Raw genomic sequence first — 19771 nt, 5'->3', positions numbered from 1 at the left:
ATGAACGACCATAACAACAGCATCAACCCGGAAACCGCCATGGCCACCACTACCATGACCATGATCCAGGCCCTGCGCTCGGCCATGGATGTCATGCTCGAGCGCGACGACAATGTGGTGATCTACGGCCAGGACGTCGGCTACTTCGGTGGCGTGTTCCGCTGCACCGAAGGCCTGCAGAACAAGTACGGCAAGTCCCGCGTGTTCGACGCGCCGATCTCCGAGAGCGGCATCGTCGGTACCGCCGTGGGCATGGGTGCCTACGGCCTGCGCCCGGTGGTGGAAATCCAGTTCGCCGACTACTTCTACCCGGCCTCCGACCAGATCGTTTCCGAGATGGCGCGCCTGCGTTACCGTTCGGCCGGCGAATTCATCGCCCCGCTGACCCTGCGCATGCCCTGCGGTGGCGGTATCTATGGCGGCCAGACTCACAGCCAGAGCCCGGAAGCGATGTTCACCCAGGTGTGCGGCCTGCGCACCGTCATGCCGTCCAACCCGTATGACGCCAAAGGCCTGCTGATCGCCTCGATCGAATGCGATGACCCGGTGATCTTCCTCGAACCCAAGCGCCTGTACAACGGCCCGTTCGATGGCCACCACGACCGCCCCGTTACCCCGTGGTCGAAGCACCCGCAAAGTGCCGTGCCAGACGGCTACTACAGCGTACCACTGGACAAGGCGGCCATTACCCGCCCCGGCAATGATGTCACCGTACTGACCTACGGCACCACGGTGTACGTGGCCCAGGTGGCCGCCGAAGAGACCGGCGTCGACGCCGAAGTGATCGACCTGCGTAGCCTGTGGCCGCTGGACCTGGACACCATCGTCGAGTCGGTGAAAAAGACCGGCCGCTGCGTGGTGGTACACGAGGCCACCCGCACCTGTGGCTTCGGCGCCGAACTGGTGTCGCTGGTGCAGGAACACTGCTTCCACCACCTGGAGGCGCCGATCGAGCGCGTCACCGGCTGGGACACCCCCTACCCCCACGCACAGGAGTGGGCTTACTTCCCAGGGCCTTCGCGGGTAGGTGCGGCATTGAAAAAGGTCATGGAGGTCTGAATGGGCACGCACGTCATCAAGATGCCGGACATTGGCGAAGGTATCGCGCAGGTCGAATTGGTCGAGTGGTTCGTCAAGGTCGGCGACATGATCGCCGAAGACCAGGTAGTGGCCGATGTCATGACCGACAAGGCCACCGTGGAAATCCCGTCGCCGGTCAGCGGCAAGGTGCTGGCCCTGGGTGGCCAGCCGGGTGAAGTGATGGCGGTTGGCAGCGAGCTGATCCGCATCGAAGTGGAAGGCAGCGGCAACCATGTGGACGTGCCGCAGGCCAAGCCGGCCGAAGCCCCGCCAGCCCCCGTGGCCGCCAGGCCGGAACCGCAGAAGGAAGTAAAGCCGGCTGCATGCCAGGCGCCGCTCAACCATGAGGCAGCCCCGATCGTGCCGCGCCAGCCGGGCGACAAGCCACTGGCCTCGCCGGCGGTGCGCAAGCGTGCCCTGGATGCCGGTATCGAACTGCGTTACGTACATGGCAGCGGCCCGGCCGGCCGCATCCTGCACGAAGACCTCGACGCGTTCATGAGCAAGCCGCACAGCGCGGGCGGGCAAGCGTCCAGTGGCTATGCCAAACGCACCGACAGCGAACAGGTGCCGGTGATCGGCCTGCGCCGCAAGATCGCCCAACGCATGCAGGACGCCAAGCGCCGGGTCGCGCACTTCAGCTATGTAGAAGAAATCGACGTCACCGCGCTGGAAGCCCTGCGCCAGCAACTCAACAGCAAGCACGGTGACAGCCGTGGCAAACTGACCCTGCTGCCGTTCCTGGTCCGTGCTCTGGTCGTGGCGCTGCGCGACTTCCCGCAGATCAACGCCACCTATGACGACGAAGCCCAGGTCATCACCCGCCATGGCGCGGTGCATGTGGGCATCGCCACCCAAGGTGACAACGGCCTGATGGTGCCGGTGCTGCGCCATGCCGAAGCGGGCAGCCTGTGGAGCAATGCCGGCGAGATTTCGCGCCTGGCCAACGCTGCCCGCAACAACAAGGCCAGCCGCGATGAGCTGTCCGGTTCGACCATTACCCTGACCAGCCTGGGCGCCTTGGGCGGTATCGTCAGCACACCGGTGGTCAACACCCCTGAAGTGGCGATCGTCGGCGTCAACCGCATGGTCGAGCGGCCGGTGGTAATCGACGGCCAGATCGTCGTGCGCAAGATGATGAACCTGTCCAGCTCGTTCGACCACCGCGTGGTCGATGGCATGGACGCCGCGCTGTTCATCCAGGCCGTGCGCGGCCTGCTCGAACAACCCGCCTGCCTGTTCGTGGAGTGAGCATGCAACAGACTATCCAGACTACCCTGTTGATCATCGGCGGCGGCCCTGGCGGCTACGTAGCTGCCATCCGCGCCGGGCAACTGGGCATCCCCACCGTCCTGGTAGAAGGCCAGGCACTGGGCGGTACCTGCCTGAACATCGGCTGCATCCCGTCCAAGGCGCTGATCCACGTGGCCGAGCAGTTCCACCAGACCTCGCGCTTTACCGAGCCATCGCCTCTGGGTATCAGTGTCGCCTCGCCACGCCTGGACATCGGCCAGAGCGTGGCCTGGAAGGACGGCATCGTCGACCGGCTGACCACCGGCGTCGCCGCGCTGCTGAAAAAGCACGGGGTAAAAGTGATCCATGGCTGGGCGAAGGTCCTCGACGGCAAGCAGGTCGAGGTCGATGGCCAGCGTATCCAGTGCGAACACCTGTTGCTGGCCACGGGCTCCAGCAGCGTCGAACTGCCGATGCTGCCGCTGGGCGGGCCGATCATTTCCTCGACCGAAGCCCTGGCGCCGAAAACCCTGCCGCAGCACCTTGTGGTGGTGGGCGGCGGCTATATCGGCCTGGAACTGGGCATTGCCTACCGCAAGCTGGGCGCGCAGGTCAGTGTGGTGGAAGCGCGCGAGCGCATCCTGCCGACCTACGACAGCGAGCTGACCGCCCCGGTGGCCGAATCGCTGAAGAAGCTGGGCATCGCCCTGCACCTGGGCCATAGCGTCGAAGGTTACGAAGGCGGCTGCCTGCTGGCCCGTGATGGCCAGGGCGGGCAACTGCGCCTGGAAGCCGACCAGGTGCTGGTGGCCGTAGGCCGTCGGCCACGCACGCAAGGTTTCAACCTGGAGTGCCTGGACCTGAAGATGAACGGCGCCGCCGTCGCCATCGACGAGCGCTGCCAGACCAGCATGCGCAACGTCTGGGCCATCGGCGACGTGGCCGGCGAACCGATGCTTGCGCACCGGGCCATGGCCCAGGGCGAGATGGTCGCGGAGATCATCGCCGGCAAGGCACGCCGTTTCGAACCTAGCGCGATCGCCGCGGTATGTTTCACCGACCCGGAAGTGGTGGTGGTCGGCAAGACCCCGGAGCAAGCCAGCCAGCAAGGGCTGGACTGCATCGTCGCGCAGTTCCCGTTCGCCGCCAATGGCCGGGCCATGAGCCTGGAATCCAAAAGCGGTTTCGTGCGCGTGGTGGCGCGCCGTGACAACCACCTTATCCTTGGTTGGCAGGCGGTTGGCGTGGCGGTTTCCGAGTTGTCGACGGCGTTTGCCCAGTCGCTGGAGATGGGCGCGTGCCTGGAGGACGTAGCCGGCACCATCCATGCCCACCCGACACTGGGTGAGGCGGTACAGGAAGCGGCACTGCGCGCCCTGGGCCACGCTCTGCATATCTGACACTGAAGCGGCTGAGGCCGATTTGGCCCGCTGCGCCCCAAGGCGCCGCGGGTCTTTTTTCATGCCTGATCGGTGCCGGCCTCTTCGCGGGTAAACCCGCCCACAGGATTTGTACTGCCTTTGAGCCTTGTGCAATACCTGTGGGAGTGGGTTCACCCGCGAAGAGGCCCGCTCGGTTTACTCCGAAATGGCGTTCTTGCCAGCATCCTTGGCCCGGTACAGCGCCTGGTCGGCACGCGCCAGCAGCGTATACGGGTCATCTTCTTCCTGCCATTGCACCACGCCGTAGCTCATGGTCAGCCGGCAATCGCCCACCGGCCCCAGCCGCTCCATCACCTGGCGCAATCGCCCCGCCACCTCCAGCGCTTCGCCCAGCGAGGTCTGTGGCAGCACGATGGCGAACTCGTCACCACCCCAACGGGCCAGCAGGTCCGGCTCTCGCAGGCAGGTTCGCAGGCTGTCGACCACCCGCACCAGCGCCGCATCACCCTGGGCATGGCCATAACGGTCATTGATCGGCTTGAAGTCATCCAGGTCCATGGCAATCAGCGACAACGGCTGGCGAAAGCGCTGGGCGCGCTGACATTCCCGCTGCAGCACGTTTTCCAGCCGGTAGCGGTTGGCGACCCGGGTCAAGGCATCGCGTTCGGCCAACTCGCGGTTCTCATCCAGTTGCCGCTGCAACTGCTGGTTCACCCACGACAGCTCGCGGGTGCGTTCGGCGACCTGGCTTTCCAGCGACTGGTTCTTCTGCTGCAGCTGCGCCACCAGGCGTTTGCCGGCATCGATGTTGCGGTGGGCACCAAGCATGCGCGCCACCGAGCCATCCGGATTACGGTCGATGATGTAGCCGCTGTCCTCGACCCACAGGTAGCTACCGTCCTGGCAACGACAGCGGTATTCGACCAGGTAGTGCTCGTTGCGCTGGTTGATGTACGCCTCGAAATGCGCCATCACCCGAGGGTAGTCCTCCGGGTGGATCACGCTTTCCCAGGTGAGCACTGAATTGGCCATGGAATGGCTGGGGTAGCCGAGCATGACGTACCAGCCCGGGTTGCGATAGACATAGCCGGTATTGGCATTCCAGTCCCAAATGCCATCGCTGATCAAATCGAACAACGTATGCAACTGCTGCTCGCTGAAGCCGGCAGGTACCGGCCGGGTTTCCTGACTCATGAATGCTCTCCCTGATGCCCAGCAACTTCGCTCCGATCAAGGGGCTGCCGACAGTGGTGGTCATTGCCGCAGGCGGCAAGGTCATGCCTCTGACGGGCAAGCATATGCCCAGCGTGCCACCATCGGAATACCCCAACCCCTTATTTTCTCGGCGTTGGCGGCTGGCATGGCATTTGCCATTCCACACTGGCCAATCACCTTTCCGAGGAGGACCCCATGTCGATTGCCATCAACGGCCTCGGCTGGCAGGCCGTAGTACATCAGCAGCAGCGCACCAGCAACGAGCAAACGCCGGCCAATGGACCGCAGCTCAGCCCGCTGATGGTCGCCAGCAATGCCACCGCGCAACACGGCAGCCGAGGCAATACTGCGCAGCAGAATGCCGATGACGCCCGCGAAGAAGCCTTTGCCAGGCTCAAGGTAATGCTGCACAACCCCGAGGCCGCCGGCAGCCCACCGGGGGACGGGGCGACTGCGGAAACCAGCAGCGCCCGCCAGGCCTTTGACGACTACATGAACAAGACCCCGGGCGAGATGATCAAGGAGAAGCTGTTGCATGAACTGGGCATGACCGAGGACGAATACAACGCCTTACCGCCCGAGCAGAAGGAAAAGGTCGCCCAGCAGCTTGCCCAACGTATGCAGGAAGATGTGGAAATAAAGACCCAGGCAAAGATCGACGACCAAGCCACTGCGCGGGAAACCACTGAGGATGGGCAGCACCTGACAGCACGCACGGGAATGTAACAGGTGTAGTGGTCTACTAACCCCGGACACCCATTTAGGCGAGAATGCTCGCCACAGAGAGGTGTCCGATGACCAAGCAACGCCGTACCTTTACCCCTGAGTTCAAGCGCGAAGCTGCCTGCCTGGTGCTCGATCAAGGCTACAGCCATGCCGAAGCGGCCCGTTCGCTCGGCTTGGTCGAGTCGGCCCTGCGCCGATGGGTTAATCAACTTCAGCAGGAGCGCGGCGGCGTTACGCCGGCCAGCAAAGCGTTGACGCCAGAGCAGCAAAAAATCCAAGAGTTGGAAGCCCGGATCACGCGCCTTGAACGCGAGAAATCGATACTAAAAAAGGCTACCGCGCTCTTGATGTCGGAAGATCTCGAGCGTACGCGCTGATCCGCCAGCTCAGCGACCATGAGCCCGCTGATTGTTTGTGCGAAGTGCTCGAAGTCACTCGCTCAAGTTACTACGCACATCGTCACAGAAGGCGAACTCCGGACGTTGAACGACTACGGTTGCGCAGTCGAGTGAATGAGTTGTTCACGCGAGGTCGAAGTGCGCCCGGCAGCCGCACCATCATGGCAATGATGCAAGAAGAGGGTGAGCAAATCGGGCGGTTCAAGGTACGCAGCCTGATGCGTGAGCTGGCGTTGATCAGCAAGCAGCCAGGATCACATGCGTACAAAAAGGCCACAGTGGAGCGGCCAGATATACCGAATACCTTGAACCGAGCGTTTGATGTCGAAGCTCCAAATCAGGTCTGGTGTGGAGACATCACTTACGTCTGGGCACAGGGCAAATGGCACTATCTGGCAGTTGTCCTGGATCTCTATGCACGCAGAGTGGTTGGCTGGGCCTTATCAGAAAAGCCGGATGGAGACCTGGTGGTCAAAGCACTGGACGTCGCCTACGAACAACGTGGAAAGCCTCAAGGACTCCTGTTCCACTCCGACCAGGGATCGCAATATGGCAGCCGTCAGTTCCGCCAGAGACTGTGGCGCTACCGCATGCGCCAGAGCATGAGCCGCCGAGGCAACTGTTGGGATAATGCACCGATGGAGCGAGTCTTTCGCAGCTTGAAATCAGAGTGGATACCGACCACGGGCTACCTGACCGGGCAGCAAGCTCAACGAGACATTGGCCAATACCTGATGGGCCACTACAACTGGATCCGGCCTCATCAGTTCAACGACGGGCTGGCTCCGGCGAAAGCTGAAGAAAAACTCAAAATCGTGTCCGGGATGAGTTGACCACTACACACCGCCGCTGGGGCGGGGCTATCATCTCGGCTTCAATCGTGGCGCAGGACAAGGCTTGATGTGAGCCTGAGTCACCTGTAAACACCCCAAATCCCGGGTAAGTAGGGTGGCCTCACTTTTGAGTACACCCCCGTGTGACTCAGGACAGAGATTCAAGATGTTCTAAAAAACGTCGACTCGATTCGATTTCCGAAGCTACGACGTCTTCAGTTCTCTTTAAAATGCTTTCCGGATCTTCTCCGTCTTTAATCGATAACACCATTTCCGCGACGGCAGCGAGATGCCTATCGCGCTCACTCGCCTCAAAAAACTTAAGCGCTTCCGCACTTTTGAGAGGTCCAAGTCTACGAGTCGCCAGGAAAATTCTTTTCGCTAGCAACTCTTTTTCAGACCTCTTTATTCCCGCTATTTCATCAAAAAATTCCGTAGCCCCGCTCGAAGCTAACTCAACCTGCGGAGCAAGATGCAAGAGAAAGGACGGAATCGACCTCGCGCCTGGACTTACGATTTTGATAGTCCTATCCGCAGAAAACTCCAACCAAGATTTCATAATCTCATTAATGTGCAGATCACCAAATCCGTAACCAACACAAATCAACTCGCGGACGAAATTTATATTACTTCTGAAGTGCTTTAGCATCGACTTAGGAAGAACCTGAGAAGACCGCTCATTGAATTTCTGAGCTCCAGAAAGTAGGGTTCTGCGGAGAAATTGCATTTCTCCATCAAAGTCAGCGTAGGCTATCTCGTTTAGTACTTTGGCTTTACCGCCAGGCGCACGCTGATCTACATAAACCAACTCTTCGTTAGCGGCCCGCAGAGAGTCAATGACAGCCTCAGGTGTATCACCTTGGGGAAGAATTTTTACCAAATCAGAATTGTCATTGTGGACGAATATATCAAGAGATCCGTGAAGCTTGAGCAAGTATATCCCAGGCTCCGGTGGATTGGGGAACCGCATACATCCGTTATCCAACTCATTTTTAGAGATTGATTCAGCCAAAAGAGTACCAATTATTTCCCCTGCGGCGTTCCGTCGAGGTAGCTCAACCAATGCGTCTGTAAAACCTGAATACAACGGAATAGAAAGATTTTTGGCAATCATCTCCACAATGGAGTCGTGATTTAGTGAAAATACCCATAACGGTGTGTTATTTTCATAAAGGGCATTTATCCCTCTATAGAGATCAAGATGATCTATAATAAATTGAGATCCATTTACATGCTGCAAATACAGCTGCATATAAACCATCTCCACCATCCACGAATACATCGTGTGGTACCCTGCAGAGTCACCGCCGTGTCGTTTAGATTGAACCTCTAGATATCCGAGAACACTCTCATAATGCAAGTCTTCCCTCGACATAACACCTATCAATTCCTCAATAATCGAATTTGAAACCCCACCACCTTGCCTTTTCCAGCCTTCATTGAATCTGCGCAATTTTTCTGGCGTCAGCCAGTTTTTTGTTTTTTTAGTCAGATCCCAAACAAGAGGCATTCCAACATCGAACGAAGCGCCTGCGCCCAAGAACAGTCCAGTTAAGTTCTGACTCATAAAAATTCCATCTAAATAGCGCCGTGCGCAAGCTAATAAGGCAGGCTAGATCTAAGGACACCAAGTAATCAAACGACTTTACGGATTTCAAGATATTTTTTGACTAATCGAAACACCCTGTTTGCTCGTTCATCCTCCGAGAATAAACCATCAAAAAGCGTTCCGTAGGCCAGGGTGTAAATGTCTATCATGTCATTACGAACCTTCGCAGGTGACAGGTTTGATGCTATGCCATCTTTTGCTCTGTCTAATGTATAAAAGTACGCGGAAACTGCCACTCTAAACAAATAGGTGTATGGCAGCTCAGTAGCGTTTGGAATGACGCGAACATTGGGATGACCGCTAAAGAAACTGTAAGCCATCGCAAGTATATCGCTAGTACCCTGAGCAGATAGGGCCACATCAATTCCCCGGCCGGCCCTAATTTTTTGCAGGTCTGCCGTTGAGAAATTGCTGTACATCTCAACCATACCATTTATTACGATTTCAGATCCCGCAAGCAGACTCTGCATCTGGGTTTTGGCAGCTTTCACATGCTCGCCAAACGCATCCAGGGTCTGAACATCCCCTGCTATAGCGGAGTCAAGCAACCTGATGAATTCAGGAAAAATGGATGTTTGAAAGCCATCTATTAAACGACTCTGCAAACCAGCTCTGCGGCCACGCACTGCACAGGCATGATAAGTGCTTTTAATTATTCCTATTTGCGAATCATAGTCACGAATAATCGAAACCCGCTTACTAAGTGCCGTCAGTTCTCCGCACTTATACATCTCTATCGCTGTATAATCCGCAATCACCGCATAGTTTTGCGGGTTCCTTTTAAGGTAGCTTCGAAGCTCCGGCCTCTCCAAAAAATTTGTGTCGACCACTATTCTTCGCATATATCCCAGAATTCCATATAGGACACCTAAACAGCGTGACTAGGTGCGGTCACGCTCTACAAATCAGCTCGTGGTATGGAGTTATCATTCAACGTCGGCCTGGGCTTTTCAGAGGATCGCCTTGCCTCCATCCGTTCAAGGGTATCAAGCGTATCTTGCCGCTCCTGCATACGATCAGCGGACGTATAGACATCGACCTTCAGGTGCTTTGAACGCACCATGGATCCTAGACTTTTTTCCACCTTTTGAAGGCTACGTGCCATGTCGATTAGAGGGTCTCGTCCAAGTTCGCTTGTCCCCATGTAATCCGCCATGGTCAATGTGTACACATTGGTCTCCCTCGGCTTCCCCTTATCGCCTCGGCGCCACGAAATCGAGACCTTGAAAGCTTTGCCCTCTAAGACGCTGATGTCGGCAAGGTAGCTTCGCAAGCCCTGACCTGGCTTCAAAACGCTAACGCGCTCAAAAGGAATTTTCGCATCCTCCCTGCGGGCCTCTCCATTTTGAAGCGGGGGATCAAACTGAATTTGGATGTCGTAAGCCGTGGCATTTCCAGTGTTATCCACAACCAAGTCAAAGTGACGCAGAGACCAGCGATTTGGGCTGAGAGTCGCGACCACATGAGGCTGATCTGATGCTTCGGCCATCCTCGTGGTTTCTTTCGCGAGCAACTTGGTGACACGCCACAAAAATATTGTCGCGACCGCTGTCACAAAGGTGGCAAGCATCCCGCCAAAGTCCATTACCGCGCTTATCCCAGATTCCTGCTCAGACATGGCTCCCTCCTGCCATAATTTCCGTGAGTTTCCCCTAGATTGTAGGGTGTCCTCAGATTTGAGGACACCCGCTAAACAGGGATGGAGAGCAGCGCCGCGAACGCCAGGCGCAAGGCATCCAGAAGGCAAAAGCGGAAGGCAAGTCCCAAGGCCGACCGGTTGACGAGGAACTGCACAAGCGAGTCAAGGAACTGCTTGGCGCCGGCCTGGGCATCCGGGCCACAGCTAAACACGCGAACTGCTCCACCACCACCGTTTACGAATCCGTGATTCCCAGCCGAACGCTTGAGAGGCTCTATGACGTACCAGCCGTTTCGCGAAGTGACCGCACAAGGTATGAATGTGCGGGTCCTTATGCATATGCTCTACCAGATCGAAAAAGAACCCGACTCAGCCACGCTTGTGGTTCCTGCCGTTGTCTTTATGGCCTTCGCGGTCGAGTCTTACCTGAACAATCTCGGGGCAAAACGTATCAGCTACTGGAATGAGCTGGAGCGACTGCCCTGGAGGAAGAAAGTGACTATTCTCCACGAGTTGGCTGGCCAGAAAGCTGACTGGGGACAATCGCACCTGCAGTTTGCGAGCAGCTTGTTCATGCTCAGAGACAAGTTGGCTCACGGAAAACCCGAGCGTACGCTTGGTCCGGTATTTGAGGACCCTGCCGAAGCACATCGGTATTTGACCACGAACCACTTGGAACCAGCCTGGTTCACCAAGCTGAATAAGGCATGGGCGGCGAAAGCCAAAATCCAGTTCACCGAATTGATGCAGTACTTGGCCAAGATGCACGGACTGCATGAGTCTGATCATCTTTTGAACGCCACGGGAGGCTACATCCACGATGACGGCCAGTAGATGCACCCACTCTGCACCCGCGGATATCATTCGCCTAAGAGTCAAAACATCTGAAACCCGCGTAAAATATGGCGTCCCAGGCAGGAATTGAACCTGCAACCTTCCCCTTAGGAGGGGGATGCTCTATCCAATTGAGCTACTGAGACGCAAGTGCCGGCAACGAGCGCTGCACAGCGGGACGGCCAGCATGTTAACCAGCATGCCGGCGTTTGTCATGCTTCAAGCGGGCTTTTTCGCGTAATCCTTTTCTGCCAATGCTACACCTGCGGCAACACACCTTCATCACGCAGCAGCGCGAACAACGCCGCGACCGCTGCTTCCAGGCTGGTGGAATTGTCCAGCACATGCACCGACGGATCGTTCAGCGCCTGCAAGCGGGCGTTACGGGCCAGCCGCTGCTCGACCTCATCTGCGGTTTCCCGACCGCGCGCCAGCAAGCGCTCGCGCAGCACCTCGGGCCTGACCTCGACACGCACTGCCAGCAGGTTCGGGTAGCGCTGGCGCGCCTCGGTCAGATAAGCGCGCGAACCATTCACCAGCACCGCCCTGCCCGCCGCCAGCCACTGGTCAAGCTGCTGTGGAATGCCGTAATCCAGGCCATTGGCTCGCCAATGCATGGCGAACGCACCCTGAGCCCGCAGTGTTTCGAACTGTTCGGCCGTGACCCCGTGGGCGGCTTCGCCCCTGGCTTCGGCCGAACGGGTTATGACGCGACGGGCGATTTCCACCCCGGCGGCAGTCAGCCGCTCACGTGACGCGTCGATCAGGGAATCTTTCCCTGAACCCGACGGTCCTATAAGAAATATCAACCGGCCTGTCCCTGATTGGCGGTCGCTTGCGTCATGTTGCATAGCCACTATGCTCTATGAGAGGGAACCGGCGCATTCTAGTGGTTTTCCTGTCCTTTTGCTGCTTTTTACCAGTTTTTGACGGCAAAAGTCTGACAGTTGGGCAAGCCGGCGCATGTAAAACTTTTCAAACCAGTACTCATTTCTGATAATTGGTACTGGCATAAAGCCTTTATTCGGCTCACTATTTGTCACAGAATTGACGCCAAGGAAACGGCGACCATGAGGCAAGATGAGCATCCATTTTTCACCGACGGTTGAACATTCTGTCGTCGCCACGGTCGTACTACCACCCCGTGCGGCCAATTTGAGAACCGCTTCCCCTGAACCAAAATCCGGTCAATTTATATGCGCCCAATGAAACAGGCTATTTATTCGAGCCGCACCGCTGACAAGTTCGTCGTCCGCCTGCCAGACGGAATGCGTGAGCGCATTGCCGAGGTAGCGCGCAACCATCACCGCAGCATGAACTCCGAGATCATCGCGCGCCTGGAACAGAGCCTTATCCAGGAAGGTGCGCTGGGTGACGAGTTGAGCATGCGCCTGGACAGCCCCGAACTGTCCCTGCATGAACGCGAGTTGCTGCAACGCTTCCGCCAACTGTCCCACCGCCAGCAGAACGCGCTGGTCGCCCTCATCGCTCACGATGTGGAAATGGCTGCCGACGCTTCCTGAGGTTTGCAGCGCACATGAAAAAGCCAGCGTAAGCTGGCTTTTTTTATGGGCGGATGGTCCTGCAAGAGACGCGGTCCTTTGTAGGAGCGGCCTTGTGTCGCGATGGGCCGCTAGGCGGCCCCAAAAATTCATGCGGCACCGCTGAAATCCTGGGGCCGCCTTGCGGCCCATCGCGACACAAGGCCGCTCCTACAGGGATCGCGTAGGCCGGAAAGACCGGTTACAGCAGGAACAGCGTGGCCAGCCCAAGGAAGATGAAGAACCCGCCACTGTCGGTCACCGCGGTAATCATCACGCTGGAGCCCATCGCCGGGTCGCGCCCCAGGCGAGTCAGGGTCATCGGGATCAACACCCCCATCAAGGCCGCCAACAGCAGGTTCAAGGTCATCGCCGCGGTCATCACCAGGCCCAACGACCAGCTGCCATACAGCCAGAATGCCACCGCGCCGATCACCCCGCCCCAGATCAGGCCGTTGAGCAGCGATACCGCCAGCTCCTTGCGCATCAGGCGGCTGGTGTTGCCCGGCGATACCTGGTCCAGCGCCATGGCGCGTACGATCATGGTGATGGTCTGGTTACCGGAGTTGCCGCCAATACCCGCCACGATCGGCATCAACGCCGCCAGGGCTACCAGTTTCTCGATCGAACCTTCGAACAGGCCGATCACACGCGATGCAACGAAAGCAGTGATCAGGTTGATGGCCAACCAGGCCCAGCGGTTGCGCAGCGAACGCCAGACCGAGGCGAAGATATCTTCTTCCTCGCGCAAACCGGCCATGTTCAGCACTTCGCTTTCGCTTTCTTCACGAATCAGGTCGACCATTTCATCGATGGTCAAACGGCCGATCAGGCGTTCGTTCTTGTCCACCACCGGCGCCGATACCAGGTCATAACGCTCGAAGGCCTGCGCCGCATCATAGGCATCTTCCTCGGGGTGGAAGGAGACCGGGTCGGTCGCCATGACCTCCGCCACCATTTTCTCCGGGTCGTTGACCAGCAGGCGCTTGATCGGCAATACGCCCTTGAGAATGCCGTCATAGTCGACCACGAACAGTTTGTCGGTGTGGTTCGGCAGCTCTTTCAGGCGGCGCAGGTAGCGCAACACCACTTCCAGACTGACGTCTTCGCGGATGGTGACCATCTCGAAGTCCATCAGCGCACCAACCTGCTCCTCGTCGTAGCTCAGCGCCGAACGCACGCGCTCGCGTTGCTGGGCATCGAGGGTTTCCATCAGCTCGTGAACAACGTCACGCGGCAGCTCAGGGGCCAGGTCGGCCAGCTCGTCGGCGTCCATTTCCTTGGCGGCGGCGAGCAGCTCGTGATCGTCCATGTCGGCGATCAGCGATTGCCGCACAGCATCGGAGACTTCCAGCAGGATGTCGCCATCGCGATCCGAGCGCACCAGCTGCCAGACCGTCAGGCGGTCTTCCAGTGGCAAGGCTTCGAGGATATAGGCGATGTCGGCGGGGTGCAGGTCATCGAGCTTGCGCTGCAGCTCGACGAGGTTCTGGCGGTGGACCAGGTTTTCCACCAGGTCGTTGTGGGCGCCTTCCTGACGGTGGGTCAGGTCTTCGACCACGCGCTGGCGCTGCAGCAGTTCGACCACCTGGGCCAGGCGGTCCTGCAGGCTTTCCTGCGCTTTTTTTACTTCTACTTCAGTCATAGGCGAACTCCACTCCCAGCAGCGGAGCACGCCGGGAGAATCAATCGGTCAGATCTTTCTGTATGAATCTTGTTAGCGAGTAACTACTGGGTAAGTCCATGGTGGTTTTCCACAAGCCCCGGCGGGGCTGACGGGCGCAATCATACACTGCTAAAGCTGTCAGATCGCTTAAAATTTTGGCCAGAACAATCGTTTGCGTGATAAAGCTGGGACAACGCTCGAAGCTATCAGTGCGACGGTGGGTCTGGCGGTTAAAGCACATTTGATATGTGCCAGGATGTGTTTGTGGTGCCTGATCGATTCTGGGGCTGCTTTGCAGCCCATCGCGACACAAGGCCGCTCCTACAAGGGATCGCGTACTTCTGTAGGAGCTTGTGTCGCGAAAGGGTCGCGCAGCGGCCCCAAAGGCACACGCTCAATCTACAGATGAGCTTAGATCGACATCAGCAACAATTCATTGGCGCAGAAAAACAAAAAGCCCGCTCAAATGAGCGGGCTTCTTGATTGGGTGTGGCGGACTCAGGAGGATTCGAACCTCCGACCGCTCGGTTCGTAGCCGAGTACTCTATCCAGCTGAGCTATGAGTCCGTGGTGGTAGTTTTAGACCAGGTTACCACTGGTTGGTTGAAGCGCCTTTGCAAGCAGAGCCACTTCAAAAAGTGGCGGACTCAGCAGGATTCGAACCTGCGACCGCTCGGTTCGTAGCCGAGTACTCTATCCAGCTGAGCTATGAGTCCGCGATGGTATTTTTAGACCAGGTTACCACTGGTTTCTTGAAGCAGCCTTGCATGCAAAGCCACTTCAAAAGTGGCGGACTCAGGAGGATTCGAACCTCCGACCGCTCGGTTCGTAGCCGAGTACTCTATCCAGCTGAGCTATGAGTCCGTGTCTTGCCGCGCATTATAGGTCGCTGAAACATTTTTGCAAGAACTTTTTCGTTTAAAATCAACTACTTAGCGTTCTTACCGTTTACAGCGCCCTAAGCGAATAATGGCGGTGAAGGGGGGATTCGAACCCCCGATACCCTTATGAGGTATACTCCCTTAGCAGGGGAGCGCCTTCGGCCACTCGGCCACCTCACCGCAACACGAGGCGAATATTAAACAGGCTCTTCCTCGTTTGCAACCCTTTTTTTGAAAAAAACTTCAAAAAAATTAAAGGCTTGGCTCCTCGTCCTTCTCTTTCTTGATCCGCAGGTAGATTTCTTCGCGGTGCACAGCCACTTCTTTCGGGGCGCTGACGCCAATACGCACCTGGTTGCCTTTGACGCCGAGCACCGTCACGGTGATCTCGCCGTCTCCAATGATCAGGCTCTCGGCGCACCGACGAGTCAGAATCAACATAGCTTTCTCCTTACGCAAAACATTCAGGGGTAACAGTCATGGGTGTTGCGGCCTGGTCGTGGACGACGACTCGGGCCCCGGTTACTCACCACGCAGGGCAGGACAGGCCTGCGTGGCGAGCAGAAACGCGAAGGGCGCGGCAAGCCGCGCCCTTCCAGGCAGCGTATTACTCGCTCTGTCGTGCCGGAGCGTCAAGCTCGAACGCGGTGTGCAGCGCGCGCACGGCCAGCTCCAGGTACTTCTCCTCGATCACGACCGAAACCTTGATCTCGGAGGTGGAGATCATCTGAATGTTGATGCTCTCCTTGGCCAGGGCTTCGAACATGCGGCTGGCCACACCGGCGTGCGAACGCATGCCGACGCCAACGATCGAGACCTTGGCGATCTTGGTGTCGCCGATCACTTCACGGGCGCCGATTTCGCGGGCGGTATTTTCCAACACGCTCTGCGCCTTCTCGTACTCGTTGCGGTGTACGGTGAAGGTGAAGTCGGTGGTGTTATCGTGGGCAACGTTCTGCACGATCATGTCGACCTCGATGTTCGAGGCGCTGATCGGGCCGAGGATCTTGAAGGCCACGCCCGGGGTGTCCGGCACGCCGCGAATGGTCAGCTTGGCTTCATCACGGTTGAAGGCGATACCGGAAATGATCGGCTGTTCCATGGATTCCTCTTCATCAATGGTAATGAGGGTACCCGGACCCTCCTTGAAGCTGTGCAGCACGCGCAGCGGAACGTTGTACTTGCCGGCGAACTCCACCGAACGGATCTGCAGCACCTTGGAACCGAGGCTGGCCATTTCCAGCATCTCTTCGAAGGTGATCTTCTCCAGGCGCCGGGCCTGTGGCACAACGCGCGGGTCGGTGGTGTAGACGCCATCGACGTCGGTGTAGATCTGGCACTCGTCAGCCTTCAGAGCCGCCGCCAGGGCCACACCGGTGGTGTCGGAACCGCCTCGGCCCAGGGTGGTGATGCTGCCGTGCTCGTCGACGCCCTGGAAGCCCGCCACCACGACCACGCGGCCCTCCTTGAGGTCGGCACGAATCTTCTGGTCGTCGATCTGCAGGATGCGCGCCTTGTTATGCGCGCTGTCGGTGAGAATGCGCACCTGGTTGCCGGTGTAGGACACCGCTGGCACACCACGCTTGATCAAGGCCATGGTCAGCAAGGCAATGGTGACCTGCTCGCCGGTCGACACGATCACGTCCAGTTCACGCGGAACCGGCTGATCGGTGATCTGCTTGGCCAGGTCGATCAGGCGATTGGTTTCACCGCTCATGGCCGACAATACAACCACCAGGTCGTCGCCCGCCTCACGGTGTTTCTTGACCTTATCGGCTACCTGCTCGATCCGCTCGATGGAACCGACAGAGGTGCCGCCAAATTTCTGTACGATCAACGCCATTTCAATGGTGCCTCAGCCCATACAGGGCCCCAAAAAACAATCCAACATGAGGGGGGGGGGACGACTAGACCATCCCCCCCTTCATCTCAAAGTCCCTGCTCTGCGAATGGCACGGCCAGCGCCAGGGCCTGGTCCAGCGCAGCGACGTCGACGCCACCACCCTGGGCCATGTCCGGACGGCCACCGCCCTTGCCACCCACTGCCGCAGCGGCTTGCTTCATCAGATCGCCAGCCTTGAGTTGGCTGGAGAGGTCCTTGGTCACGCCGGCCACCAGCACGACCTTGCCCTCATGCTCGCTGCCCAGCAGGATCACTGCGTGGCCGAGCTTGTTCTTCAGCTGATCGACCAGCGCCAGCAAGGCCTTGCCGTCCTGCCCATCCAGGCGGGCGGCGAGCACCTTGGCGCCCTTGACCTCAACGGCCGCGTTGGAGAGATCGTCCCCGGCGGCGCTGGCGGCCTTGGCCTGCAGCTGTTCCAGCTGCTTCTCCAGCTGGCGGTTGCGCTCGAGCACAGCCGACAGCTTGTCGATCAGGTTGTCGCGGTTACCCTTCACCAGTTGCGCGGCTTCCTTGACCTGCTCTTCGGCAGCGTTCAGGTAGGCCAGCGCAGCAGCGCCGGTGACCGCTTCGATTCGGCGCACGCCCGAAGCCACGCCGCCTTCGCTGATGATCTTGAACAGGCTGATGTCACCGGTGCGCTTGGCGTGGATACCGCCGCACAGCTCCACCGAGAAATCGCCGCCCATGCTCAGCACACGCACGGTGTCGCCGTACTTCTCGCCGAACAGCGCCATGGCGCCCTTGGCCTTGGCGGTTTCGATGTCGGTCAGTTCGGTTTCTACCGCAGTGTTCTTGCGCACTTCGCGGTTGACGATGTCTTCCAGGGCTTTGATCTGCTCCGGTTTGACCGCCTCGAAGTGGCTGAAGTCGAAACGCAGGCGCTGGCTGTCGACCAGCGAGCCTTTCTGCTGTACGTGCTCGCCCAGTACCTGGCGCAGCGCTTCGTGCAGCAGGTGGGTGGCGGAGTGGTTCAGCGAGGTGGCGTGCTGCACCTCGGCATCTACCTTGGCCTCGACCGGCGAACCGATCACCAGCGCACCGCTGGCAACCACGCCGTGGTGCAGGAAGGCACCGCCGGTCTTCGTGGTGTCGCGCACGTCGAAGCGCGCAGCGCCAGCCTGCAGGTAGCCGGTGTCACCCACCTGGCCACCGGATTCGGCGTAGAACGGCGTGCGGTCGAGCACGACCACGCCCTGCTCGCCCTCACCCAGCTGGTCGACGGCCTGGCCGTCCTTGTACAGGGCGATGATCTTGCCCTGGCCTTCGGTGGCTTCGTAGCCTAGGAATTCGGTGGCGCTGTCGACCTTGACCAGGCTGTTGTAGTCCATGCCGAAGGCGCTGGCGGAGCGGGCACGTTCACGCTGGGCGTCCATCTCGCGCTCGAAACCGGCTTCGTCGATGGTCAGCTCGCGCTCGCGGGCGATGTCGGCGGTCAGGTCCATCGGGAAACCGTAGGTGTCGTACAGCTTGAACACCACGTCGCCCGGCACCACGTCGCCTTCGAGCTGGGCCAGGTCCTGCTCGAGGATGCGCAGGCCCTGCTCCAGGGTCTTGGCGAACTGCTCTTCTTCGGCCTTGAGCACGCGCTCGATGTGCGCCTGCTGGCTGTTCAGCTCCGGGAAGGCCTCGCCCATTTCCGCTACCAGCGCGGCAACGATCTGGTAGAAGAAGCTGCCCTTGGCGCCCAGCTTGTTACCGTGGCGGCAGGCACGACGAATGATGCGGCGCAGCACGTAGCCACGACCTTCGTTGGACGGCAGCACACCGTCTGCGATCAGGAAGCCGCACGAACGTATGTGGTCGGCGACCACTTTCAGCGAGGCCTGGCCGTCATTGCTGCAACCGATGGCCTTGGCCGCGGCCGCCAGCAGGTTCTGGAACAGGTCGATCTCGTAGTTCGAGTGCACGTGCTGCAGCACGGCGCTGACGCGCTCCAGGCCCATGCCGGTGTCCACCGACGGCGCTGGCAGCGGGTGCAGCACGCCGTCGGCGGTGCGGTTGAACTGCATGAAGACGTTGTTCCAGATCTCGATGTAGCGGTCGCCGTCTTCTTCCGGCGAGCCGGGTGGGCCGCCCCAGATATCCGGGCCGTGGTCGTAGAAGATCTCGGTGCACGGGCCGCACGGGCCGGTGTCGCCCATGGTCCAGAAGTTGTCGGAGGCGTACGGGGCGCCCTTGTTGTCACCGATGCGCACCATGCGCTCGGCCGGCACGCCGACTTCCTTGGTCCAGATATCGTAGGCTTCGTCGTCAGTGGCGTAGACGGTGACCCAGAGCTTTTCCTTGGGCAGGTTCAGCCACTTTTCCGACGTCAGGAAGGTCCAGGCGAAGGTAATCGCGTCGCGCTTGAAATAGTCGCCGAAGCTGAAGTTGCCCAGCATTTCGAAGAAGGTGTGGTGACGCGCGGTGTAACCGACGTTTTCCAGGTCGTTGTGCTTGCCACCGGCGCGCACGCACTTCTGGCTGCTGACCGCACGGGTGTAGGCACGCTTCTCTGCACCGAGGAAGCAGTCCTTGAACTGGTTCATGCCTGCGTTGGTGAACAGCAGGGTCGGGTCGTTGTTCGGGATCAGCGAACTGGAGGCGACTCGGGTATGGCCCTGCTCTTCGAAGAAGCGAAGGAAGGCTTCACGGATTTCTGCGCTTTTCATAGGTTCTTCCACGGAAACGGCGGCCCTGTTGGGCAAACGCGTCGACGAAACGACGGCAAAGGGCCGCATTATATCGGTCCTGCGGTCTCGATGCAGTGTGTTTATACGATAGAAACCATCGTTTGGACGGTTTTTCGGGCTATGCAAACGAAAACGACTTCACTGGATGCTAAATCCAGC

16 protein-coding genes, 5 tRNA genes and 1 pseudogene are annotated in these 19771 nt (G+C 58.8%); 8 read left to right on the top strand and 14 right to left on the bottom strand.

Translation table 11 applies throughout. The features are described from left to right. Genes CAF70_RS21120 through lpdA form a run of 3 tightly spaced genes read left to right on the top strand, consistent with a single transcriptional unit; the run spans position 1 to position 3713 of the window. Positions 1 to 1059: an alpha-ketoacid dehydrogenase subunit beta gene (locus tag CAF70_RS21120; RefSeq protein ID WP_013973637.1), complete on the top strand. Its 1059-nt coding sequence runs from the start codon at positions 1 to 3 to the stop codon at positions 1057 to 1059. After that, complete coding sequence (locus CAF70_RS21115; protein ID WP_085623104.1) at positions 1060 to 2331, top strand: dihydrolipoamide acetyltransferase family protein; 1272 nt, start codon at positions 1060 to 1062, stop codon at positions 2329 to 2331. A 2-nt stretch (positions 2332 to 2333) separates the two neighbouring features. Next, positions 2334 to 3713 carry a dihydrolipoyl dehydrogenase gene (lpdA, locus tag CAF70_RS21110; RefSeq protein WP_085623103.1) on the top strand — a complete coding sequence of 460 codons (1380 nt, stop codon included), beginning with the start codon at positions 2334 to 2336 and terminating at the stop codon, positions 3711 to 3713. 177 nt (positions 3714 to 3890) lie between these two features. Here the strand turns inward: lpdA and CAF70_RS21105 are convergent, their stop codons facing one another. Beyond that, the gene (locus tag CAF70_RS21105; protein ID WP_085623102.1) at positions 3891 to 4889 is read right to left on the bottom strand and encodes a diguanylate cyclase domain-containing protein; all 999 of its coding nucleotides are present in this window, start codon (positions 4887 to 4889) and stop codon (positions 3891 to 3893) included. 216 nt (positions 4890 to 5105) lie between these two features. Between CAF70_RS21105 and CAF70_RS21100 the strand changes: the two genes are divergently transcribed. Beyond that, on the top strand, positions 5106 to 5636 hold the full coding sequence (locus CAF70_RS21100) for a hypothetical protein (RefSeq protein ID WP_085623101.1): 531 nt from the start codon (positions 5106 to 5108) through the stop codon (positions 5634 to 5636). 68 nt (positions 5637 to 5704) lie between these two features. Next, a protein-coding gene (locus tag CAF70_RS21095) for an IS3 family transposase (protein WP_143491555.1) occupies positions 5705 to 6867 on the top strand; the annotation gives its coding sequence in 2 pieces (ribosomal slippage) (positions 5705 to 5960 and positions 5960 to 6867; 1164 coding nt in all). A gap of 148 nt (positions 6868 to 7015) precedes the next feature. Here the strand turns inward: CAF70_RS21095 and CAF70_RS27185 are convergent. The 3 genes from CAF70_RS27185 to CAF70_RS21080 all read right to left on the bottom strand — a co-directional run bounded on the left by CAF70_RS27185 (position 7016) and on the right by CAF70_RS21080 (position 10094). Further along, positions 7016 to 8434 (bottom strand): hypothetical protein, encoded by a 1419-nt coding sequence (locus tag CAF70_RS27185; RefSeq protein ID WP_143491554.1) that lies wholly within the window; start codon positions 8432 to 8434, stop codon positions 7016 to 7018. Between the two features lie 68 nt (positions 8435 to 8502). Further along, a complete protein-coding gene (locus CAF70_RS21085) occupies positions 8503 to 9318 on the bottom strand; it encodes a hypothetical protein (protein ID WP_085623099.1) in 816 nt (271 codons plus the stop codon). A 56-nt stretch (positions 9319 to 9374) separates the two neighbouring features. Then, positions 9375 to 10094 (bottom strand): hypothetical protein, encoded by a 720-nt coding sequence (locus CAF70_RS21080; protein WP_085623098.1) that lies wholly within the window; start codon positions 10092 to 10094, stop codon positions 9375 to 9377. 77 nt (positions 10095 to 10171) lie between these two features. Between CAF70_RS21080 and CAF70_RS27975 the strand changes: the two are divergent. Further along, positions 10172 to 10351, top strand: a pseudogene (locus CAF70_RS27975) (serine recombinase); the annotation flags it as partial. A gap of 40 nt (positions 10352 to 10391) precedes the next feature. Further along, complete coding sequence (locus CAF70_RS21070) at positions 10392 to 10949, top strand: hypothetical protein (protein WP_085623097.1); 558 nt, start codon at positions 10392 to 10394, stop codon at positions 10947 to 10949. A gap of 69 nt (positions 10950 to 11018) precedes the next feature. On the opposite strand, the gene CAF70_RS21065 is transcribed toward CAF70_RS21070, so the two are convergent. Further along, positions 11019 to 11095: transfer RNA gene (locus CAF70_RS21065), tRNA-Arg, on the bottom strand. A gap of 111 nt (positions 11096 to 11206) precedes the next feature. Continuing rightward, the gene (phnN, locus tag CAF70_RS21060) at positions 11207 to 11800 is read right to left on the bottom strand and encodes a phosphonate metabolism protein/1,5-bisphosphokinase (PRPP-forming) PhnN (RefSeq protein WP_085623096.1); all 594 of its coding nucleotides are present in this window, start codon (positions 11798 to 11800) and stop codon (positions 11207 to 11209) included. A 345-nt stretch (positions 11801 to 12145) separates the two neighbouring features. Between phnN and CAF70_RS21050 the strand changes: the two genes are divergently transcribed. Next, positions 12146 to 12472, top strand: a complete 327-nt coding sequence (locus CAF70_RS21050; RefSeq protein ID WP_003254499.1) for an Arc family DNA-binding protein — start codon at positions 12146 to 12148, stop codon at positions 12470 to 12472. Positions 12473 to 12692: 220 nt separating this feature from the next. Here CAF70_RS21050 and mgtE read toward each other — a convergent pair whose 3' ends face one another. From mgtE to alaS, 8 genes are all read right to left on the bottom strand, one after another. Continuing rightward, a complete protein-coding gene (gene mgtE / locus CAF70_RS21045) occupies positions 12693 to 14135 on the bottom strand; it encodes a magnesium transporter (protein ID WP_085623094.1) in 1443 nt (480 codons plus the stop codon). 511 nt (positions 14136 to 14646) lie between these two features. Further along, a tRNA-Arg gene (locus CAF70_RS21040) sits at positions 14647 to 14723 on the bottom strand. A 72-nt stretch (positions 14724 to 14795) separates the two neighbouring features. Further along, positions 14796 to 14872 (bottom strand) — tRNA-Arg (locus tag CAF70_RS21035). Positions 14873 to 14943: 71 nt separating this feature from the next. After that, positions 14944 to 15020: transfer RNA gene (locus tag CAF70_RS21030), tRNA-Arg, on the bottom strand. Between the two features lie 106 nt (positions 15021 to 15126). Further along, a tRNA-Ser gene (locus tag CAF70_RS21025) sits at positions 15127 to 15217 on the bottom strand. 72 nt (positions 15218 to 15289) lie between these two features. Then, complete coding sequence (csrA, locus tag CAF70_RS21020) at positions 15290 to 15478, bottom strand: carbon storage regulator CsrA (protein WP_003254503.1); 189 nt, start codon at positions 15476 to 15478, stop codon at positions 15290 to 15292. Between the two features lie 166 nt (positions 15479 to 15644). Further along, the gene (locus CAF70_RS21015) at positions 15645 to 16880 is read right to left on the bottom strand and encodes an aspartate kinase (RefSeq protein WP_085623093.1); all 1236 of its coding nucleotides are present in this window, start codon (positions 16878 to 16880) and stop codon (positions 15645 to 15647) included. Between the two features lie 86 nt (positions 16881 to 16966). Beyond that, the gene (alaS, locus tag CAF70_RS21010) at positions 16967 to 19591 is read right to left on the bottom strand and encodes an alanine--tRNA ligase (protein ID WP_085623092.1); all 2625 of its coding nucleotides are present in this window, start codon (positions 19589 to 19591) and stop codon (positions 16967 to 16969) included. Positions 19592 to 19771: the final 180 nt, after the last annotated feature.

Source organism: Pseudomonas sp. B19(2017) (assembly GCF_002113165.1).
GTDB lineage: Bacteria > Pseudomonadota > Gammaproteobacteria > Pseudomonadales > Pseudomonadaceae > Aquipseudomonas.
Note: the sequence above shows the minus strand (reverse complement) of the source record. Positions and strands in the feature narration are given on the sequence as shown.

What these genes read in the sequence shown, in the direction of transcription:
- CAF70_RS21120 (WP_013973637.1), top strand. Translation starts at nt 1, where the DNA reads ATGAACGACCATAACAACAGCATCAACCCGGAAACCGCCATGGCCACC.
- CAF70_RS21115 (WP_085623104.1), top strand. Translation starts at nt 1,060, where the DNA reads ATGGGCACGCACGTCATCAAGATGCCGGACATTGGCGAAGGTATCGCG.
- lpdA (WP_085623103.1), top strand. Translation starts at nt 2,334, where the DNA reads ATGCAACAGACTATCCAGACTACCCTGTTGATCATCGGCGGCGGCCCT.
- CAF70_RS21105 (WP_085623102.1), bottom strand. Translation starts at nt 4,889, where the DNA reads ATGAGTCAGGAAACCCGGCCGGTACCTGCCGGCTTCAGCGAGCAGCAG.
- CAF70_RS21100 (WP_085623101.1), top strand. Translation starts at nt 5,106, where the DNA reads ATGTCGATTGCCATCAACGGCCTCGGCTGGCAGGCCGTAGTACATCAG.
- CAF70_RS27185 (WP_143491554.1), bottom strand. Translation starts at nt 8,434, where the DNA reads ATGAGTCAGAACTTAACTGGACTGTTCTTGGGCGCAGGCGCTTCGTTC.
- CAF70_RS21085 (WP_085623099.1), bottom strand. Translation starts at nt 9,318, where the DNA reads ATGCGAAGAATAGTGGTCGACACAAATTTTTTGGAGAGGCCGGAGCTT.
- CAF70_RS21080 (WP_085623098.1), bottom strand. Translation starts at nt 10,094, where the DNA reads ATGTCTGAGCAGGAATCTGGGATAAGCGCGGTAATGGACTTTGGCGGG.
- CAF70_RS21070 (WP_085623097.1), top strand. Translation starts at nt 10,392, where the DNA reads ATGACGTACCAGCCGTTTCGCGAAGTGACCGCACAAGGTATGAATGTG.
- phnN (WP_085623096.1), bottom strand. Translation starts at nt 11,800, where the DNA reads ATGCAACATGACGCAAGCGACCGCCAATCAGGGACAGGCCGGTTGATA.
- CAF70_RS21050 (WP_003254499.1), top strand. Translation starts at nt 12,146, where the DNA reads ATGCGCCCAATGAAACAGGCTATTTATTCGAGCCGCACCGCTGACAAG.
- mgtE (WP_085623094.1), bottom strand. Translation starts at nt 14,135, where the DNA reads ATGACTGAAGTAGAAGTAAAAAAAGCGCAGGAAAGCCTGCAGGACCGC.
- csrA (WP_003254503.1), bottom strand. Translation starts at nt 15,478, where the DNA reads ATGTTGATTCTGACTCGTCGGTGCGCCGAGAGCCTGATCATTGGAGAC.
- CAF70_RS21015 (WP_085623093.1), bottom strand. Translation starts at nt 16,880, where the DNA reads ATGGCGTTGATCGTACAGAAATTTGGCGGCACCTCTGTCGGTTCCATC.
- alaS (WP_085623092.1), bottom strand. Translation starts at nt 19,591, where the DNA reads ATGAAAAGCGCAGAAATCCGTGAAGCCTTCCTTCGCTTCTTCGAAGAG.